We start from the raw sequence: 18,750 nt of genomic DNA, 5'->3' as shown, positions 1-18,750 counted from the left end.
TGTATTGAAAATGCACTATCTGAGAATTCAGATAGTGCATTTTACAAAATTTAGTACTTAATTACAGTTATCAAGAAAAGGCAAAATACGTTCAAATGACAAAACTGGAAGTATGAAATTCTTGTACAATCCCAATCTAAAGGTCGAGTGGAATTCTTTTTTTAGATTTTCAATCGCATTTTATTGCATTTTAAGCTTGTTTTCTTTTTGGGAAGATATTCCCAAAATACTGATTCAAGGCGACCTTACCCATGATTCAGCATTAGCGGTCTTGCATAACTTTATAGCAAAGTATGGTTTCACCATTTCCTTTGATGATTTTATCTATCTCGCTATCTACGCCTATCTTTTTATGCTAGGCTTGTTATGTCTAGGGGCATTTACTAGGATTTCGGCTTTATTTGCGTTCCTATTTAATCTGATAATCACAAAATCAATAAACGACGGTCTTCATGAGGCAAACTATTTTGCAACATCAGCTTTATTTTATTGTGTGATTTTTCCAAGAGGAAAATTCTCGATGGATTATTACATTAAAGAATTTGAAATAAATGAAACGCTGCTCAAATGGTCTTTATATTTATTACAAGCTCATTTATGCCTCATTTATTTTTTATCAGGAATTGGGAAAAGCCTCAATATCGATTGGCAACTATTATCTGGAACCAATTATGATGTACAGATTCCTCTTTCTAGATTTATCTTGCCAGAAGCTCTATCAGCTGGAATTAGTTTTTTTGTCATAATCATTGAAATATTTTATCCTGTTTTTATTAATTATTCCAAGACTCGAAAACTATGGCTGGCCATGACTATTCTACTACATGTCTGCATCATCAGTCTTACAGGATTTTATTTTTTTGGAATCTTGATGATCATTCTTAATATTTCGGCCTATTATATTCCATTTTTAAAGAGCAGTCCAGACAATGATGGAGAATCTGAAGAACAATTAGCCTATTAATAACATTGGCATTTAAATTAAAATAGCTATCAAAATGAAAAATAGTCATCCTGCTTCATAACACCATAAATCATGAAGTTAGCCGCTAAAATACCACTAATCTTTATCATTCTTGTCAATGTTGTCAATCTCTATTTTATAATTGACCTATCAAATTATGACGAAATGATAAGCTATGTAAAAAACGAAGGCGAAAAAATTAGCAGTCCCAAAGAAACCGTATTAGTCTTTCTATTCACTAGCTTGACCAACCTATTGTTTGTATGCATTGTGTTCATGAGAAGCATAATCTTTTCAAGCAAGACAAGATCACGATGATTAACCAAGCTCCAATTAAATCAACCTTAATTGCAGCTCTAAAACAACAAAAGATGAAAAAAATATTATACATCCCGGCACTCTTATTCTCAGGGCTTTCATTAGCGCAAAGCAGTCCAAATCCCAAAGTCGCTATTGACGATAACGGATTGGGAAGGCAATTTCCTGACTGCCTCTTGAGCGGTTCCGTATGCAAGTTGTTTACAACTGGCCAAGACCCCAAAACTTCGAATGCAAATGCATACAAAACCGGAGAAAACTCTTTTTGCATAGGAATACGAAAAGCGACCATTTCTGAAGAAAAACAGATCGCCATCATGGGCAAGGCATTAAAAGACGTCAATTCTGGAGAAAGTCTTACTTTCAGAATAAATACTCCCTATACTGTCGAGCAAGATTTTCTAAAAGCAATCAACATCAATTCACCAAATGTTGTAATTGCTGCCGGAAGCTATCCAATAGAAATCAATGCCGAGTATATCCTCATTAGGTTATCCTTTTAAGAGAACTAAAAAACTACAATTATGATACGATTAGTCTTATTGGTTACGTTCGTTTTTCTCACTACGATTCCATCGGCTCATGCAAATGGCTCCGATCCCGATTTCAATGCTATTTTTCAGGAAATGCAAAAAGAATTTAAAAAGATAAGCGCCTATTATGCTCCGAAAATCAAGGAAAAAGAATCCCGAATTCAAGATATGACGGCAAAGCTTTATGAAGCAAAAGAAGCAGAAGCAAAAATCAATTTTTTAATTCAAAAAGACATCCTGAAGGAAGAAATTCTTCTTCTTAAAAAGGAAGAAATGCAAGATCTTTCCAAAATCAGATACTTGAAAGGACTCCAGATTATTCGGCTTTTATACGAAAAAGTATTGAGCCTGGATCATCATTTTGCGTCGGTGAGGACATTCTCGGAAATTAATAAGCTGTCGAATCCCAACCAATATCCCGAATACGAAAAACTAAAAGAGCTCGTAAAAAACAAAAAGGATAAAAAAGCAGGTTTTGATCTCACGTCTATTCTGGGCACCAATACTATTGTTTCTGTTGTCCAGACATTTTCGAACCTGATGGTTTCATCACTGTCAAAAGAAGAAAAAGATAAGGAGATTGCAAATATTGAGTGTATCCTGGATTTTACGCTCCGAATGCAAAATGATTTGAATACTATTTATTTTGAAACTGCCTTTTTGCAGAAAAGCAATGACAAGATGAGGGCAGATATTGAAACCCTATTCAAAGATTATACAAAGCCGATCGGTTATGCCAATACACTGGAAAGCTGCAGAACATCAGACGACTGGGATGCCGTAAGGCAAAAAACGAACGATTATTTGGCGAATCTGAAAACACAACAAGGGCCGCAGCTTTATACCTCTCAAGTCAATATTATTTTTCCAATCGACAGGTTGTTGCAATTTATAGCTCAATACAACAACTTTATAGATCAAGGAGGAAAATTCTATGAAAAATTCAAGATTATCCTCAATAGCTATGAAAATGAGAAGCAATGCGAAACCAAGCTTCCTCTTGAATATAAAAAGCTAAAAGATGATATCGACGTGGCAATAAACAAATTCAACATGGCCTACAGGCCGGTTGAAGTCAACGGATCTAAGATGAAAGAAATCTTATACGGAATTAATGAGTTTGAATAATCCTCACGATAATACTATGAGTTTTATCTTTCTCTTAAATAATTAAAAAAATTACAGAATTTAGTTTAAAATCTGAAAAACAATCTATTGTATTTCTCAAATAATCACAAAAAGATTTTCTAATCAATAATTTTTTTTCAATTTATTAACATAAAATTATACTTCGTATTAGATTAAATACTACATTTGCTTATTATTAATTATTTTTATTATTACAATGCGTACAGGTACAGTTAAATTTTTCAATGAGTCTAAAGGTTACGGGTTCATTACAGACGAAGAAACAGGAAAAGACATTTTCGTTCATGCTTCAGGAATCAGAGCGGAAGAACTTCGCGAAGGTGACAGAGTATCTTACGAAGAAGAAGAAGGAAGAAAAGGTAAAGTCGCTGCACAAGTTGCAGTACTTGAAGACTAATATATAGCATACTATTTTTAGTTACCTCACAACTAAGCCGCTCCAATTGGAGCGGCTTTTTTTTACCTTAAATTTATTATGTTGCATATTTTATAGCACAATTTTAATAACATTACTACACTATTCTTTTTTTTTAAATTAAAAAACTATAAAATACACAATTTACACAAAACAGAACTATTTATTATTTTTATTCATTCTAAATTAAAATTAACAACAATACTATATAGTATTGAAATCGTTAGGCTGTGTTTTAAATATTGGCTCGTATATTTGTAACTATTTTATAAAATAAATTCTTTATGAATACAGATCAGGCTAGTTATTTCCCAATATTGATGCAATTTTTGCTTGCTGTTGGGTTTGTGGTTATGACAATTATTGGCTCTAGTTTTTTAGGCCCAAGAAGAAAGTCGGTCAACAAGGATAAAAGTTTTGAGTGCGGTATCGAATCTGTCGGAAACGCCCGTATTCCTTTTTCAGTAAAATACTTTTTGGTCGCTATCTTATTCGTATTATTCGATGTCGAAGTAATATTCATGTATCCTTGGGCAGTGAATTTTAGAGAAATGGGCTTTGCCGGACTAGCAAAAATGGGAATCTTTATGTTTCTTCTTGTCGTGGGCTTTTTCTACGTGATGAAGAAAAAAGGTTTAGAGTGGGAATAATTAAATTTTTGATTTGAGAATTCGATATAAGACTTTCTCAAATTTATAAAACCGATGAACAGATTTATGCTTTGGATTTTTTGAAATCCGAAATCTGAAATCTAAAATCAAGAAAAAATGAGTGATTCAAAAATAAAAATGGTAGAAGCTCCTGAAGGAGTTGAAGGAACCGGTTTTTTCGCTACAAAACTAGACACTGTAGTCGGACTTGCTCGTGCGAATTCTCTTTGGCCTTTGCCATTTGCTACTTCTTGTTGCGGTATTGAATTTATGGCAACAATGGGCTCGCATTATGACGTTGCACGTTTTGGTTCAGAGCGTATGAGTTTTTCGCCACGCCAAGCCGATATGCTACTAGTTATGGGGACGATTGCTAAAAAAATGGCTCCGATTTTACGTCAAGTCTACGAACAGATGGCAGAGCCAAGATGGGTTATAGCCGTAGGTGCTTGTGCTTCTTCTGGCGGTATTTTCGACACTTACTCTGTTTTGCAGGGTATTGATAAAATTATCCCAGTTGATGTTTATGTCCCTGGCTGCCCGCCAAGACCTGAACAGATACTTGATGGCGTAATGCGTTTGCAGGATTTGGTAAAATCTGAATCCGTAAGGAGAAGAAGTTCTCCAGAATATCAAGAATTACTAGCTTCATATAATATTTCTTAAAGAAAAAAATGGCTTTAGAAACCTCCGATATACAGAATAAGCTTGTTGATAATTTCGAATTAATCGTCAGCGATTTTACGCAACAACACGATATTTTTTCTTTTGAAGTAGATTCAAAATCAATACTCGAAGTCATGCAATTTCTTAGAGATGACAAGACTTTGCGTTTTAACTTCCTTACAGATGTTTGCGGCATCCACTACCCAGACGCGGAATTAGACAGGCAGTTTGCTGTCGTATACCACATGCACAACTGGATGGATAATGTACGAATCAAAATCAAATGTTTCTTGAATGGCGAAAATCCTGAGATCGATTCTGTGACCAGCCTTTTCCTTGGAGCCAACTGGCAAGAAAGAGAAACTTACGATTTCTTCGGGATTATCTTCAAAGGCCATCCGCAATTGAAAAGAATCTTGAACATGGACGAAATGGTTTCTTTCCCAATGCGAAAAGAATTCCCATTAGAAGATGGCGGAAGAACTGATAAAGACGACCGTTTCTTCGGAAGAACAACAGATAATTGCTAATAGTACTGAAATAATATTGATATAAATGTCAGACTTATTATTACCACCAGAATTACGATATGCCGATATCATCAAGCAAAGGCAGAATGAAGACGGAAGCGAGCTATCCATTCTGAACTTAGGGCCTACGCATCCTGCAACGCACGGAATTTTCCAGAACATTCTTCTGATGGATGGAGAGCGAATCGTGGAAGGCGAAGGTACCGTTGGCTATATCCACCGCGCATTCGAAAAAATTGCTGAAAACAGACCTTTTTACCAAATTACGCCATTGACCGACAGGATGAATTACTGTTCGTCGCCTATCAATAATATGGGATGGTGGATGACCTTGGAAAAAGCACTAAATATAGAAGTCCCGAAAAGAGTACAATACCTTCGAGTTATCATCATGGAATTGGCGCGTATTGCTGACCATATCATTTGCAACTCGGTTTTAGGTGTAGATACGGGCGCTTTAACTGGTTTCTTATACGTATTCCAATTCAGGGAAAAAATATATGAAATCTACGAAGAAATCTGCGGTGCGAGGCTTACCACTAACATGGGAAGAATCGGAGGTTTTGAAAGAGAATGGAGTCCAGCAGCATTTCGTAAAATCAATGAATTTCTAGAAGAATTTCCGCCGGTTTGGTCTGAATTTGAAAAACTTTTGACCCGAAACAGAATCTTCATGGACAGAACGATAAACGTTGGTCCGATTTCTGCAGAACGTGCGATGAGCTACGGTTTTACAGGTCCAAATTTAAGAGCTACAGGTGTTGATTATGACATCCGTGTCATGCAACCATACAGCTCTTACGAAGATTTTGAATTCAACGTCCCAGTTGGAAAATCTGGAGATACTTATGACCGATTCTGCGTTAGAAATGCCGAAGTTTGGGAAAGTATCAGCATTATCAAACAAGCCTTAGCAAAAATGCCAAAAGGTCCTTACCATGCAGATGTTCCAGATTACTATCTTCCTCCAAAAGAAGATGTATATACTACTATGGAAGCCTTGATTTATCACTTTAAAATCGTAATGGGAGAAATTCCTGTTCCGGTAACCGAAGTATATCATCCCGTTGAAGGCGGTAATGGAGAACTAGGATTTTACCTTATAACCGACGGAAGCAGAACGCCTTACAGGCTGCATTTTAGAAGACCTTGCTTTATTTATTATCAAGCATTTAATGAAATGGTAAAAGGACAGATGCTCTCTGATGCCATTGCTACATTGTCAAGTTTGAATGTAATTGCAGGAGAATTAGACGCATAAGAAATTTATGATTTATGAATTTAGATTTAATGGCAATTGTTTCAAAAATCTGAAATCATAAATCTCAAATATAATTTTAGGAGTATAAATTTTGAATTTTAGACCTCGTTCTAAAATCTAAAATCCGAAACAAAAAATGGAACGTTTACATATTAAACAAGAAATAAATATCACGGAAGCTTTGATGGAACGCATCAACGAGCTTTTGAGCCATTATCCAGCGGACAAGAAAAAATCTGCCTTGCTGCCGGTCTTGCACGATGTTCAAGATGCCCATGACAACTGGCTGAGCATCGAGCTGATGGATAAGGTTGCCGAAATATTAGAAATCAAGCCGATCGAAGTATATGAAGTTGTGTCGTTTTATACGATGTTCAATCAGAGGCCGATTGGAAAATATATGTTTGAATTCTGCCAGACTTCACCATGCTGCTTGAGTGGTGTTGAAAACTTGATGGATTACACCTGCGACAAGCTAGGCGTAAAAGTTGGAGAACCTACAGCAGACGGCATGTTCGAAGTAAGAGGCGTTGAATGTCTTGGAGCTTGCGGCTATGCACCGATGATGCAGCTAGGCGACTTTTTCCAAGAAAATCTGACCAAAGAAAAAATCGACCAGCTGATAGCTGATTGTAGAGATAACAAGGTTACATTACACGATAAATAATATGTCAAAGAAAATATTATTAGAGAAAGCAAGTATTCCTGGGATTAAGACCTATGAAGTCTATCGCCAAAATGGCGGTTATGCTTCTGTAGAAAAAGCCCTTAAAACAATGACGCCGGACGAAGTTGTGGAAGAAGTGAAAACCTCTGGATTAAGAGGTCGTGGTGGTGCTGGTTTCCCTACTGGAATGAAATGGAGCTTCATCGATAAAAAATCAGGCAAACCAAGACATTTGGTTTGCAATGCCGATGAATCAGAACCGGGAACTTTTAAAGACCGTTTCTTGATGGAATACATTCCGCATCTTTTGATTGAAGGAATGATCACGTCAAGCTTTGCACTAGAAGCCAATTTATCCTACATCTACATTCGTGGAGAATATATGTGGGTCTATAAAATCCTTGAAAGAGCCATTAAAGAAGCCTATGCCGCTGGATGGTTAGGAAAAAATATTTTAGGTACTGGTTACAATTTAGATTTATACGTTCACTGCGGAGGTGGCGCTTATATCTGCGGAGAAGAAACCGCTTTGATTGAATCCCTTGAAGGAAAAAGAGGTAATCCTCGTATCAAACCACCGTTTCCTGCCGTTTCTGGTCTTTGGGCCAATCCGACAGTAGTAAACAACGTAGAATCAATCGCAGCAGTGCCGTGGATTGTCAATAATACGGGCGCAGAATATGCAAAAATCGGAATCGGAAGATCAACAGGAACTAAATTGATTTCTGCTTCAGGACATATTAAAAACCCTGGAGTTTATGAAATTGAGCTCGGTTTAAGCGTTGATGAATTTATGAATTCTGATGAATATCTTGGCGGAATGATCGATGACAGACCTTTAAAGGCATTCGTGCCAGGTGGTTCATCTGTTCCTGTGTTGCCTGCCAACTTGATTTATAAAACTGCAAACGGAGAAGACCGATTGATGTCGTATGAATCATTAAGCGACGGCGGTTTTGCCACAGGATCTATGCTAGGTTCAGGCGGATTTATTGTGTATAATGACACCGCTTGTATCGTTAGAAACACATGGAATTTCTCCAGATTCTACCATCATGAAAGCTGTGGACAGTGTTCGCCTTGCCGTGAAGGAACTGGCTGGCTTGAAAAAGTATTACACAGAATTGAAAACGGCCACGGCCGCGAAGAAGATATCGATCTGCTCTGGAGTATCCAAAGCAAGATTGAAGGAAATACGATTTGTCCGTTAGGCGATGCGGCAGCTTGGCCGGTTGCAGCAGCAATTCGTCATTTCAGAGAGGAATTCGAATATCATGTTCGTTTCCCTGAAAAAATTAAAAACAGAGACCATTTTGTGGCCGAGCCTTTTGAAAAGGTAAGACATTTGGTAGCAAAGCAAACAGTTTAAATTTAGTCGAAAGCCATAAGGTCGAAAGTCATGAAGTCAAAGGCTTGAAGACTTGAAAGCTATACAACTTTAAGACATCAAGAATAAAAAAATGAAAGTAACAATAGACGGTCAAACAATAGAAGTAGAACCAGGAACCACTATCCTGCAAGCTGCTCGAATGATTGGTGGCGAATCCGTTCCGCCAACGATGTGCTATTATTCAAAACTGAAAGGTTCTGGCGGAAAATGCCGTGCCTGTCTGGTTGAAGTTTCAAAAGGAAGCGACGCCAACCCTACTCCAATGCCAAAACTAATGGCTTCTTGCGTTACTGGTGTTATGGATGGCATGGAAGTCAACAGCATCAAATCAGACCGAGTTACAGAAGCTAGAAAATCGGTTACGGAGTTTTTACTGATTAATCACCCTTTGGATTGCCCTGTTTGCGATCAAGCCGGAGAATGCGATTTGCAGAACTTAAGCTTCAAGCACGGAAAATCACAGACTCGTTATATTGAAGAAAAAAGAACCTTTGAACCAGAAGATATCGGTCCGAATATTCAATTGCACATGAACCGTTGCATTTTGTGCTACAGATGTGTGATGGTTGCAGATCAATTGACTGATAATCGCGTTCATGGTGTTATGGACAGAGGGGATCATTCTAATATTTCGACTTGTATCTCAAAAGCAATCGACAATGAATTCTCTGGAAACATGATCGATGTTTGTCCTGTTGGAGCATTAACCGACAAAACATTCCGTTTCAAGTCAAGAGTTTGGTTCAACAAGCCTTTTAACGCACACAGAGAATGTACGACTCCAGGATGCTGCGGAAAAACCACAGTTTGGATGTTCGGTAACGAAATCCAAAGAGTTACAGGAAGAAAAGACGAATTCCACGAAGTAGAAGAATTCATCTGCAACGAATGCCGTTTTGACCATAAAGACACAAAAGACTGGGTTATTGAAGGTCCAAGAAAATTTGAGAAAGATTCTGTTATCAACCAAAACAATTACACTAGAAAATTAGATACGGTTGTAATCGAAACAGAAAAAGGAATCTTGAAAGGACGCGACCAAGACAGAAAGAAAATCAGTATGCCAGCAGTTCCTCTGAAAAAAGAGGAAGAGCAAGCATTTAAGGAAGGTAATATTTAATCGAAATGGATAGTACGATAATTATAGAAAAAGGAATTTTCATTGTCATCATCTTTGCAATAACAATGCTGATGGCGATGTATTCTACGCTTGCGGAAAGAAAAGTTGCGGCTTGGCTTCAAGACCGAATCGGTCCGAACAGAGCCGGAAAAGGAGGAATCCTGCAACCACTTGCCGATGGTCTGAAGCTATTCTCGAAAGAAGAATTCTTGCCAGACACGCCAAACAAGTTCCTATTTGTTGTTGGCCCTGCAATTTCGATGAGCGTAGCCTTAATGACAAGTGCCGTTATTCCTTGGGGAGACAAACTGCATCTATTTGGCAGAGATATTATCCTGCAAGCCACCGATATTGATGTTTCTATCCTATACATATTTGGAGTATTGTCAGTCGGTGTTTACGGAATCATGATTGGAGGCTGGGCTTCCAATAACAAGTTTTCATTGATGTCTGCCATGCGTGCAGCTTCGCAGATGATCTCGTATGAAGTAGCCATGGGACTTTCAATTATTGCTTTGTTGATGATGGAAGGTACCTTGAGCTTAAGAGAAATTTCAGCGAACCAAAGCGGCATGCACTGGAATGTGTTCTATCAGCCAATCGGCTTTATCATTTTTTTGGTATGTTCTTTTGCAGAAACCAACAGAACGCCTTTCGACTTGGCAGAATGTGAGGCCGAGTTGATCGGTGGTTACCATACAGAATACTCCTCTATGAGGATGGGATTCTATTTATTTGCGGAATATGCAAGTATGTTCATCTCATCAACTATTTTAGCAGTCCTTTATTTTGGAGGCTACAACTATCCAGGAATGGAATGGGCTGTTGAAAACTGGGGTGTGAATCCTGCTAATGTTATCGGAATCGTAGTACTGTTTATAAAAATCTGTTTCTTCATCTTCTTCTTCATGTGGGTAAGATGGACAATTCCGAGATTCCGTTATGACCAGTTGATGCGTTTGGGATGGAAAATTTTGATTCCGTTAGCCATAGCAAATATTGTAGTAACCGGAGTTGTAATTTTATTATTTGACAGCTAATTAGTTAAGATTAATATAAAGATTGATGGAAGTTTACTTCCACAAAATCTGAAACCATATATCAAAATGAGTATAGAGACTATATCATTATCGGGCAGAAAGAAAGAGGTTTCCAACAAAAAGATGACCTTTTTGGAAAGCCTTTATCTTGTAGCGATTGTGAAAGGATTGTTTATTACGATCAAACACTTGTTCACGAGAAAAGTAACTATTAAATATCCAGAGCAGGTTCGTCCAATGAGCCCAGTGTATCGCGGACAGCACATGCTGATGCGTGATGACGAAGGCCGTGAGCGTTGTACTGCTTGTGGTTTGTGTGCTCTTTCTTGTCCTGCCGAAGCTATTACGATGAAAGCGGAAGAAAGAAAACCAGACGAAAAACATCTTTATAGAGAAGAGAAATACGCTTCAATCTATGAAATCAACATGTTGCGTTGTATTTTCTGTGGTTTATGCGAAGAAGCTTGTCCAAAACAAGCTATTTACCTGACTACATCTAAAAAGATTGTAAAAGCAGACTACGACAGAGGTGAATTTATTTATGGAAAAGATAAATTGGTGATGCCTTTAGAGCAGGCTTTGAATAACACTAAATTGAAAACGGCTAATTAATATGTTGACAACTGTATTTTATATTTTATCCGCGATTACTTTAGCAACAGCGTTCTTGACGATTTTGACAAAGAATCCTATTCATAGCGCTATTTATCTAGTAATCTGCTTCTTTTCGATAGCCGGACACTACCTGCTTTTTAACGCACAGTTCTTGGCGGTTGTACATATTATAGTATATTCTGGAGCCATCATGATCCTGTTGCTCTTTACGATAATGTTGATGAATCTCAACAAAGAAGATGAACGGCATAAGAGCGGGCTCACTATAATTGCTGCAGTGGCTTCCTTCTGTCTTGTAGCCTTTGTACTTTTGGCGGCTTTCTTAAAATCAATGCCGATCATAGAAGAATATTATGTTTCAGGCGAAGATTACCAATCCATCAAAATCTTAGGCCAAGTCTTGCTTGACGAGAAAAATGGCTTTATGATTCCGTTTGAATTTGCTTCGGTATTATTACTAGTATCCATGATTGGAGCCGTATTGTTGTCTAAAAAAGAAGAAAAAATAAGCTTATAGTTATGCAGAATGTTTTACAACAAATAGGTATTGAAAACTACATTTATCTTTCTACACTCTTATTTTGTATCGGGATATTTGGTGTTTTGTTCAGAAGAAATGCCATCGTAATGTTTATGTCAATCGAAATCATGCTGAATGCAGTAAATCTTTTGCTGGTTGTTTTTTCGACCTATCATCAAGATGCTTCAGGACAAGTATTCGTATTTTTCTCTATGGCTGTTGCTGCCGCAGAAGTTGCTGTAGGATTAGCTATTTTGGTCGGAATCTACAGAAACATTCATTCGATTGATATTGATAAATTAAAAAATTTAAAAGGATAATCCCTAATGGAGACAAGCTTACTCTTACTTTTATTATTGGCCCCATTTGCAGGGTTTCTATTTAATGTATTTCTAGGAAAAAAGGTCAGTCGCAATGTTTCTGGAACAATCGGGACAATCGCTGTTGCCATTTCTTTTGCAGTTGCATTAAACTTTTTCTTTCAAATAAACAGCACAAAGCAGCCTATACAAATTGATTTATTTCATTGGATGACCCTTGGAAATTTCAATGTTAATTTCAGCTTCCTATTAGATCAGCTTTCAATTCTTTGGTTGCTATTCGTAACAGGAATCGGAACGTTAATCCACATCTACTCGATTAGCTATATGCACGATGATGAAAATCTGCATAAGTTCTTTGCTTACCTTAACCTATTTATCTTCTTCATGATAACATTGGTTACAGGTTCTAACTTATTAATCATGTTTATCGGATGGGAAGGCGTTGGATTATGCTCTTACCTCCTAATCGGATTCTGGTATAAAAACCAAGACTATAACGATGCGGCTAAAAAAGCATTCATCATGAATAGAATTGGAGATTTAGGATTCTTAATCGGAATCTTCACGCTTGGATATTTATTCAGTTCTGTTGATTTCGCTACAATCAAAACCGCTGTCGCTACTGGAAAATCAGTTGATTTAGGATGGCTAGGTTTTGGAACATTATGCCTTTTCATTGGTGCATCTGGAAAATCAGCTCAGATTCCATTATACACTTGGTTGCCTGATGCGATGGCCGGACCTACACCAGTTTCTGCTTTAATCCACGCAGCAACCATGGTAACTGCCGGAATTTTCATGATTACCCGATTAAACTTCTTATTCAACCTGACTCCAGATATCCAGATGGTTATTGCCATAATCGGTGCCGTGACTTCTTTGGTTGCTGCATTTATTGCTTTGGTTCAGAACGATATTAAAAAAGTATTAGCTTATTCTACGGTTTCACAGCTCGGATTGATGTTTTTGGCTTTAGGTCTAGGAGCTTATGAAATTGCTGTTTTCCACGTAATCACGCATGCTTTCTTTAAAGCTTGTCTGTTCTTGGGTTCAGGTTCTGTAATCCATGCCATGCACGGAGAACAAGACATGAGAAAAATGGGCGGCTTGAGAAAATACATGAAAGTCACTTACATTACTTTCTTGATTGCGACATTAGCGATTTCCGGTATTCCGATTTTTGCAGGTTTCTTCTCTAAAGACGAAATCTTGATGGTTGCTTTCCATGAAAATAAAGCCCTTTGGGTAATTGCTTCTTTAGCTTCAATCATGACGGCTTTCTATATGTTCCGTTTGTTGTATTTGACTTTCTTCAAAGAATTCAGAGGAACAGAAGAGCAAAAACACCATTTGCATGAATCTCCAAGCCTGATTACTTTCCCATTAATCGTATTGGCTATTCTTTCGACGGTAGGAGGTTTTATCAGCTTCCCGGGACATAGCTGGTTGAACGAATATCTAAAACCAATTTTTATCGGAGCAAGAGAAGAGCATCATTTAGACGGTACCACTTATATGTTGATGGGAATCGCAGTTGTTGGTGCCTTGATCGGTATCGGAATTGCGTATTCAAATTACATCAAAAAGTCTCAAGTGCCTAGCGAAGACAGCGAAATCACTGGATTTTCAAAAGTTTTATATAATAAATTTTATGTAGATGAAATTTATATGGCGGTAATCGTGAAGCCTATCTATGCTATAGCAAGCTTCTCGAAAAACTTTATTGAAACAGCCTTGTCTGGATTTATTTTCGGATTAGGAAAAGTGACAAATATGGTCGGGACACAAGGAAAAGTACTCCAAAACGGAAGCGTTGGGTTTTATCTTTTCGCTTTCGTAATCGGAACTGCTTCAATTATCGCTTATTTATTTTTAGCACAATAATTCATCACTAATGGACGTATCTTTATTATTAATTATTTTATTAGTCGGAGCAATTGCTACTTTTCTATCCGGAGACAAATGGGCTTCTAAAACAGCTTTGCTATTTAGCCTTGCTGCTTTCGGTGCTTCAATTTATCTTTTGACCTTATATAATTCAGGACAAAACATCAGCTTGATGCTACAATGGGTAGCAATGCCTAAAATTTATCTGGCGCTTGGTTCTGATGGCTTGTCTATGGCTTTGGTTCTTCTTACTACTGCCCTGACACCGCTGATTATATTTTCGTCTTTCGGAAATTCATACGCTAAATCTAAGAATTTTTACGCCTTGATCCTGTTCATGGTTTTTGCCATGGTCGGAACTTTCTTAAGTGCTGATGGATTCTTATACTATATTTTCTGGGAACTTTCTTTAATTCCTATTTACTTTATCGCCTTGATTTGGGGAGGCGGCAATCCGCAAAGCAGAAAAAAAGCAGTCGTGAAGTTCTTTATCTACACTTTCGCCGGATCTCTGTTCATGCTGGTTTCATTTATCTACCTCTATCAAAAAGCGGGAAGCTTCCTTTTGAGTGATTTGATCAACGTAAAATTGACTTCTCAAGAGCAGTTATGGATATTCTTAGGTTTCTTTTTAGCGTATGCGATAAAGATTCCGCTTATTCCTTTCCATACATGGCAGGCAAAAGTATACCAAAAAGCACCAGCTGTCGGTACCATGCTTTTATCAGGTATTATGCTAAAAATGGCGCTGTACAGTATCATCAGATGGCAACTGCCTCTTGCTCCAATTGCAGCAAAAGAATATTTATTCTATTTCGTAGGGTTGAGCGTAGCAGGCGTAATATATGGTTCTATTGTTGCCTTGAAACAAAAAGACATCAAAAAACTATTGGCCTATTCTTCTTTAGCTCACGTTGGGTTAATTGCAGCCGGAACGTACACTTTGACTTTAGACGGTTTGAGAGGAGCTGTCCTTCAGATGCTTGCACACGGTTTTGGAGTAGTTGGCTTGTTCTTTGCCGCAGAAATTATTTCTAGAAGATACGCTACAGGAAAAATTTCAGAAATGGGAGGTATCAGAATACAAGCGCCAAAGTTCACTTCTATGTTTATGATATTAGTGTTGGCTTCTGTGGCATTGCCAGGAACCTTTAACTTTGTTGGAGAATTCGAATTGCTTTACAGCTTGGCACAAAGAAGCGTGACTATTTGTATTATTGGTGGAACAACAATTATCTTGGGAGCTTTTTATATGCTGAGAATGTTCCAAAAAGTAATGCTGGGAGATAAAAACGAAAAGTTTTTTGCAGATATCAATGTCAATGAAGGTATTGTAATGGTAATAATTATCGGTGTCTTATTATTTTTCGGATTGTACCCAAAACCAATCATCGATTTGATTACGCCAAGCCTTCAAGAGGTCATAAAAGTTATAAACAGAATTTAATTTAGTCAGATATAAAATGTATACATTAATAGCTATTGCCGTATTAGGGGTTTTATGCCTTATAGCTGAAATTTTCAACGTAAGAAAAGCAATTGTTCCTGTAACAATTATTGGCTTGCTTGCTACCTTGGGACTGACAGCGACTGGATTAAATGGATCAGCAGATACTTACAATAATATGATTGTTGATGATAACTTTTCAACTTCATTTTCTTGCCTGTTTATTCTATTGACAGTGTTTCTAATAGCCTTGACACCAAGCTTTCACGAGAAACAAATACACAAAATATCCGATTTCGTTTCTATAAAATTGTTCCTTTTGACAGGAGCCATTGCTATGGTTGCTTTCGGAAATCTTGCAATGTTCTTCCTTGGAATTGAAATTCTTTCTATCTCTTTATATGTTTTGGCAGCAAGCAATCGCTTGAGCTTAAAAAGTAATGAGGCTGGAATGAAATATTTCCTGATGGGAGCTTTCGCCTCAGGTTTCATCTTGTTCGGAATTGCCCTAATTTATGGTGCCATTGGTTCGTTTGATATGGCAGTTATTCAAGAAGCAGGAACTTCTGCTGATGTAGAAGACTGGTTTTATATTGGAGCTATTTTATTGAGTATTGGTATGCTTTTCAAAATCGCAGCAGTTCCATTCCACTTTTGGGCTCCTGACGTTTATGAAGGTTCTCCTGCCCTGACAACAGCTTTGATGAGTACGTTGGCAAAAGTGGTTGCAATGGCGGCTTTCTTCAAATTGGTACGAGCAATGAACGTCAATCTGCCAGAATCTTCACAAACAGCCTTGATGATTGTTTCTATCCTTTCGATGACTATCGGAAACATTATGGCATTAAAACAGACAAATGTGAAAAGAATGCTGGCTTTCTCAGGTATTTCACATGCAGGATTTATGCTGATGGCGCTTTTGGCCGTTTCTACTTCTGGAGGAATTCTTCTTTACTATACTTCGGCTTATGCCTTGGCAGGAATTGCAGCATTCTCAGTAGTGCTATATGTTACAAAAGACAAAGACAACGAAGATATTTTCAATTTTAACGGACTAGGAAAAACGAGTCCTTTATTGGCAGCAATCTTGACAGGAGCTTTGCTTTCTATGGCTGGAATTCCGATTTTTTCAGGATTCTTTGCTAAAGTTTTCTTGTTCGGACAAATGCTAAAAGCCGGGCACATCATTTTGGTAATCATCGCTGTCGTAAACTCTATCATCAGCGTGGGCTACTATTTCAAATTGATTCTTGCCATGTATACTAAAGATGCCACAGAAAATGCAAAATCTGTTCCTTTTGTATATAGCGCTGTTGCTACAGTTGCTATCTTATTGAACATCGCATTAGGGCTTTACCCTTCTTTCTTGCTAGATTTACTGACATAGAAGCTTAACAATACATTATATCGAAAACCATCAGTTAGTTCTGGTGGTTTTTTTTATATAATTTCTTACGATAATTTTTTCAACATTAACTTTTGTCAAACAGTAGTTCTTAGTCGTTTACGTTAATTTTGTAGTATGTATGCATTAGTCGACTGCAATAATTTTTATACTTCCTGCGAAAGGGTTTTCCAGCCACAATATAATGGAAAGCCAGTTGTCGTCTTGTCTAATAATGACGGGTGCATCATATCTCGAAGCGATGAAGCAAAAGCTTTAGGTATCCCCATGGCAGCTGCTGAATTTAAGATACGAGAAATGCTAGCTCAAAATAATGTAAAAGTATTTTCTTCCAATTATGCCTTATATGGAGACATGAGCCAGCGTGCCATGGATGTAATGAGAGAATTTACTCCGCATGTTGAAGTATATAGTATTGATGAAGCTTTCCTAAATTTCGAGGGGATGAATATCTCTGACTATGATGATTATGGAAAACAGATCAAAACTAAACTTTTGAAAGGCCTCAGCATGCCCGTCTGTATCGGTTTTGCTGCAACTAAGGCATTATCAAAAGTCGCCAACAAAATTGCACGGAAATACCCAGAAAAAACCAATGGAGTCTATGTGATAGATACAGAAGAAAAACGTATCAAAGCACTAAAATGGACCAAAATAGAAGCTGTTTGGGGCATCGGTTATCGGATGAAGAAAAAAATGAAGTCCAAAAATATCCTGACTGCTTATGATTTTACAGAATCATTTCATGAAAATTGGATAAAAAAAGAAATGGGCGTCATAGGCCTCCGCCTTAGAAAAGAACTGTTGGGAGAATCGGTCTTAACGATAGAAGAACCTTCCGATAAGAAAAGTATCGCTATTACCCGAAGCTTTCCGAAACAGCTGACCGATTTTGATTCGTTGAGGGAACGGATTTCGACTTTTGCTTCAGTCTGTGCCGAAAAGCTGAGACAGCAGAATTCGTGTTGCCATACTATAATCGTTATGCTTTCAACCATGGAGCACAAAACGCCTACAACGAAAGAGTATTACCATCACGCCGTCACACTGCCTTTCGGGACCAATTCTACGCTCACAATAAACCAAGCGGCTCTGAGGATTCTAGAAAAGTTATACGAAGAAAACAAAGGACAGCGATTTCAAAAAGCCGGTGTAATCGTAACCCAGCTGATTAATACAAACGAGAAGCAGCTTCATCTATTTGAAGAAGAAAACCCAAAACACCACCTGTTGATGAAAGCGATTGACAACATCAACACCAAAATAGGAAGCCGCAAAGTCAAACTAGGGATACAAGATTCCCAAACATGGAACATGAAACAAAATATGCTTTCTCCGAAATATACGACCCAATTCGATCAAATTCTAGTAGTAAAATGCCATTAGAACCCAAACATACAGATAAGAAGCTCATTTTTTTTAAGCCTGATCTCGAAAGCGACATCAGAATACCTTATGTCTCTCAAGGAGTTTCAGCTGGATTCCCCTCTCCTGCATTAGATTTCCTAGAAACTTCTATCGACTTGAACAAAGAATTGATTGAAAATCCAACGACTACATTTTATATAAAAGTTGAAGGCCATTCCATGACGGATGCCGGAATAAATGACAAGGATATTTTAATCGTTGATCGAAGCTTAGAGCCGGCAGACAAAGAAATTGCAATTTGTTTTATCGACGGAGAATTTACGGTAAAAAGATTAAAACTCGAAAAAGACTGCTTATATCTGATGCCTGAAAATCAAAAATACCAACCCATAAAAGTTTCGGAAGAAAATAATTTTATAATCTGGGGCATCGTTACTTACGTAATCAAGAAGATATAAAAAAACCTCTGATTTCTCAGAGGT

At 37.6% G+C, this 18,750-nt stretch carries 21 protein-coding genes; all 21 read left to right on the top strand.

The window, feature by feature from the left end:
- The first annotated feature begins 112 nt into the window (after window positions 1-112).
- Complete coding sequence (locus tag OLM56_RS04940; RefSeq protein ID WP_264528530.1) at window positions 113-964, top strand: hypothetical protein; 852 nt, start codon at window positions 113-115, stop codon at window positions 962-964.
- A gap of 72 nt (window positions 965-1,036) precedes the next feature.
- Entirely contained in the window at window positions 1,037-1,282 is a 246-nt protein-coding gene (locus OLM56_RS04935) for a hypothetical protein (RefSeq protein WP_264528529.1), read from the top strand.
- Between the two features lie 53 nt (window positions 1,283-1,335).
- On the top strand, window positions 1,336-1,785 hold the full coding sequence (locus tag OLM56_RS04930; protein ID WP_264528528.1) for a hypothetical protein: 450 nt from the start codon (window positions 1,336-1,338) through the stop codon (window positions 1,783-1,785).
- 21 nt (window positions 1,786-1,806) lie between these two features.
- The gene (locus OLM56_RS04925; protein ID WP_264528527.1) at window positions 1,807-2,943 is read left to right on the top strand and encodes a hypothetical protein; all 1,137 of its coding nucleotides are present in this window, start codon (window positions 1,807-1,809) and stop codon (window positions 2,941-2,943) included.
- A gap of 217 nt (window positions 2,944-3,160) precedes the next feature.
- A complete protein-coding gene (locus OLM56_RS04920) occupies window positions 3,161-3,361 on the top strand; it encodes a cold-shock protein (RefSeq protein ID WP_027310289.1) in 201 nt (66 codons plus the stop codon).
- Window positions 3,362-3,663: 302 nt separating this feature from the next.
- A complete protein-coding gene (locus tag OLM56_RS04915) occupies window positions 3,664-4,029 on the top strand; it encodes an NADH-quinone oxidoreductase subunit A (protein WP_121375930.1) in 366 nt (121 codons plus the stop codon).
- Between the two features lie 117 nt (window positions 4,030-4,146).
- Window positions 4,147-4,695 (top strand): NADH-quinone oxidoreductase subunit B, encoded by a 549-nt coding sequence (locus tag OLM56_RS04910; protein WP_121375929.1) that lies wholly within the window; start codon window positions 4,147-4,149, stop codon window positions 4,693-4,695.
- Window positions 4,696-4,703: 8 nt separating this feature from the next.
- Complete coding sequence (locus OLM56_RS04905; RefSeq protein ID WP_121375928.1) at window positions 4,704-5,225, top strand: NADH-quinone oxidoreductase subunit C; 522 nt, start codon at window positions 4,704-4,706, stop codon at window positions 5,223-5,225.
- A gap of 25 nt (window positions 5,226-5,250) precedes the next feature.
- Window positions 5,251-6,486, top strand: a complete 1,236-nt coding sequence (locus OLM56_RS04900) for an NADH-quinone oxidoreductase subunit D (protein WP_264528526.1) — start codon at window positions 5,251-5,253, stop codon at window positions 6,484-6,486.
- Window positions 6,487-6,622: 136 nt separating this feature from the next.
- A complete protein-coding gene (locus OLM56_RS04895) occupies window positions 6,623-7,153 on the top strand; it encodes a complex I 24 kDa subunit family protein (RefSeq protein WP_121375926.1) in 531 nt (176 codons plus the stop codon).
- Window position 7,154: 1 nt separating this feature from the next.
- Window positions 7,155-8,522, top strand: a complete 1,368-nt coding sequence (gene nuoF / locus OLM56_RS04890) for an NADH-quinone oxidoreductase subunit NuoF (protein ID WP_264528525.1) — start codon at window positions 7,155-7,157, stop codon at window positions 8,520-8,522.
- Between the two features lie 91 nt (window positions 8,523-8,613).
- Window positions 8,614-9,663 carry a 2Fe-2S iron-sulfur cluster-binding protein gene (locus tag OLM56_RS04885; RefSeq protein ID WP_121375924.1) on the top strand — a complete coding sequence of 350 codons (1,050 nt, stop codon included), beginning with the start codon at window positions 8,614-8,616 and terminating at the stop codon, window positions 9,661-9,663.
- A 5-nt stretch (window positions 9,664-9,668) separates the two neighbouring features.
- A complete protein-coding gene (gene nuoH, locus OLM56_RS04880; protein ID WP_121375923.1) occupies window positions 9,669-10,703 on the top strand; it encodes an NADH-quinone oxidoreductase subunit NuoH in 1,035 nt (344 codons plus the stop codon).
- 66 nt (window positions 10,704-10,769) lie between these two features.
- Entirely contained in the window at window positions 10,770-11,315 is a 546-nt protein-coding gene (nuoI, locus tag OLM56_RS04875) for an NADH-quinone oxidoreductase subunit NuoI (RefSeq protein ID WP_121375922.1), read from the top strand.
- A gap of 1 nt (window position 11,316) precedes the next feature.
- On the top strand, window positions 11,317-11,835 hold the full coding sequence (locus OLM56_RS04870) for an NADH-quinone oxidoreductase subunit J (protein WP_264528524.1): 519 nt from the start codon (window positions 11,317-11,319) through the stop codon (window positions 11,833-11,835).
- 2 nt (window positions 11,836-11,837) lie between these two features.
- A complete protein-coding gene (gene nuoK / locus OLM56_RS04865; protein WP_121375920.1) occupies window positions 11,838-12,158 on the top strand; it encodes an NADH-quinone oxidoreductase subunit NuoK in 321 nt (106 codons plus the stop codon).
- 6 nt (window positions 12,159-12,164) lie between these two features.
- Window positions 12,165-14,045: an NADH-quinone oxidoreductase subunit L gene (nuoL, locus tag OLM56_RS04860; protein ID WP_264528523.1), complete on the top strand. Its 1,881-nt coding sequence runs from the start codon at window positions 12,165-12,167 to the stop codon at window positions 14,043-14,045.
- Window positions 14,046-14,055: 10 nt separating this feature from the next.
- The gene (locus OLM56_RS04855; RefSeq protein WP_264528522.1) at window positions 14,056-15,495 is read left to right on the top strand and encodes a complex I subunit 4 family protein; all 1,440 of its coding nucleotides are present in this window, start codon (window positions 14,056-14,058) and stop codon (window positions 15,493-15,495) included.
- A 16-nt stretch (window positions 15,496-15,511) separates the two neighbouring features.
- The gene (locus OLM56_RS04850) at window positions 15,512-16,882 is read left to right on the top strand and encodes an NADH-quinone oxidoreductase subunit N (RefSeq protein WP_264528521.1); all 1,371 of its coding nucleotides are present in this window, start codon (window positions 15,512-15,514) and stop codon (window positions 16,880-16,882) included.
- A gap of 135 nt (window positions 16,883-17,017) precedes the next feature.
- Entirely contained in the window at window positions 17,018-18,286 is a 1,269-nt protein-coding gene (locus tag OLM56_RS04845; protein WP_264528520.1) for a Y-family DNA polymerase, read from the top strand.
- On the top strand, window positions 18,277-18,726 hold the full coding sequence (locus OLM56_RS04840; protein ID WP_182493295.1) for a LexA family protein: 450 nt from the start codon (window positions 18,277-18,279) through the stop codon (window positions 18,724-18,726). Before OLM56_RS04845 ends, OLM56_RS04840 begins: the two co-directional genes overlap by 10 nt.
- Window positions 18,727-18,750: the final 24 nt, after the last annotated feature.

Origin of the sequence: Flavobacterium sp. N2550 (assembly GCF_025947265.1) — a bacterium.
GTDB lineage: Bacteria > Bacteroidota > Bacteroidia > Flavobacteriales > Flavobacteriaceae > Flavobacterium > Flavobacterium endophyticum.
The sequence above is the reverse complement of the archived record's forward strand: the minus strand, read 5'-3'. Positions and strand labels throughout refer to the sequence as shown.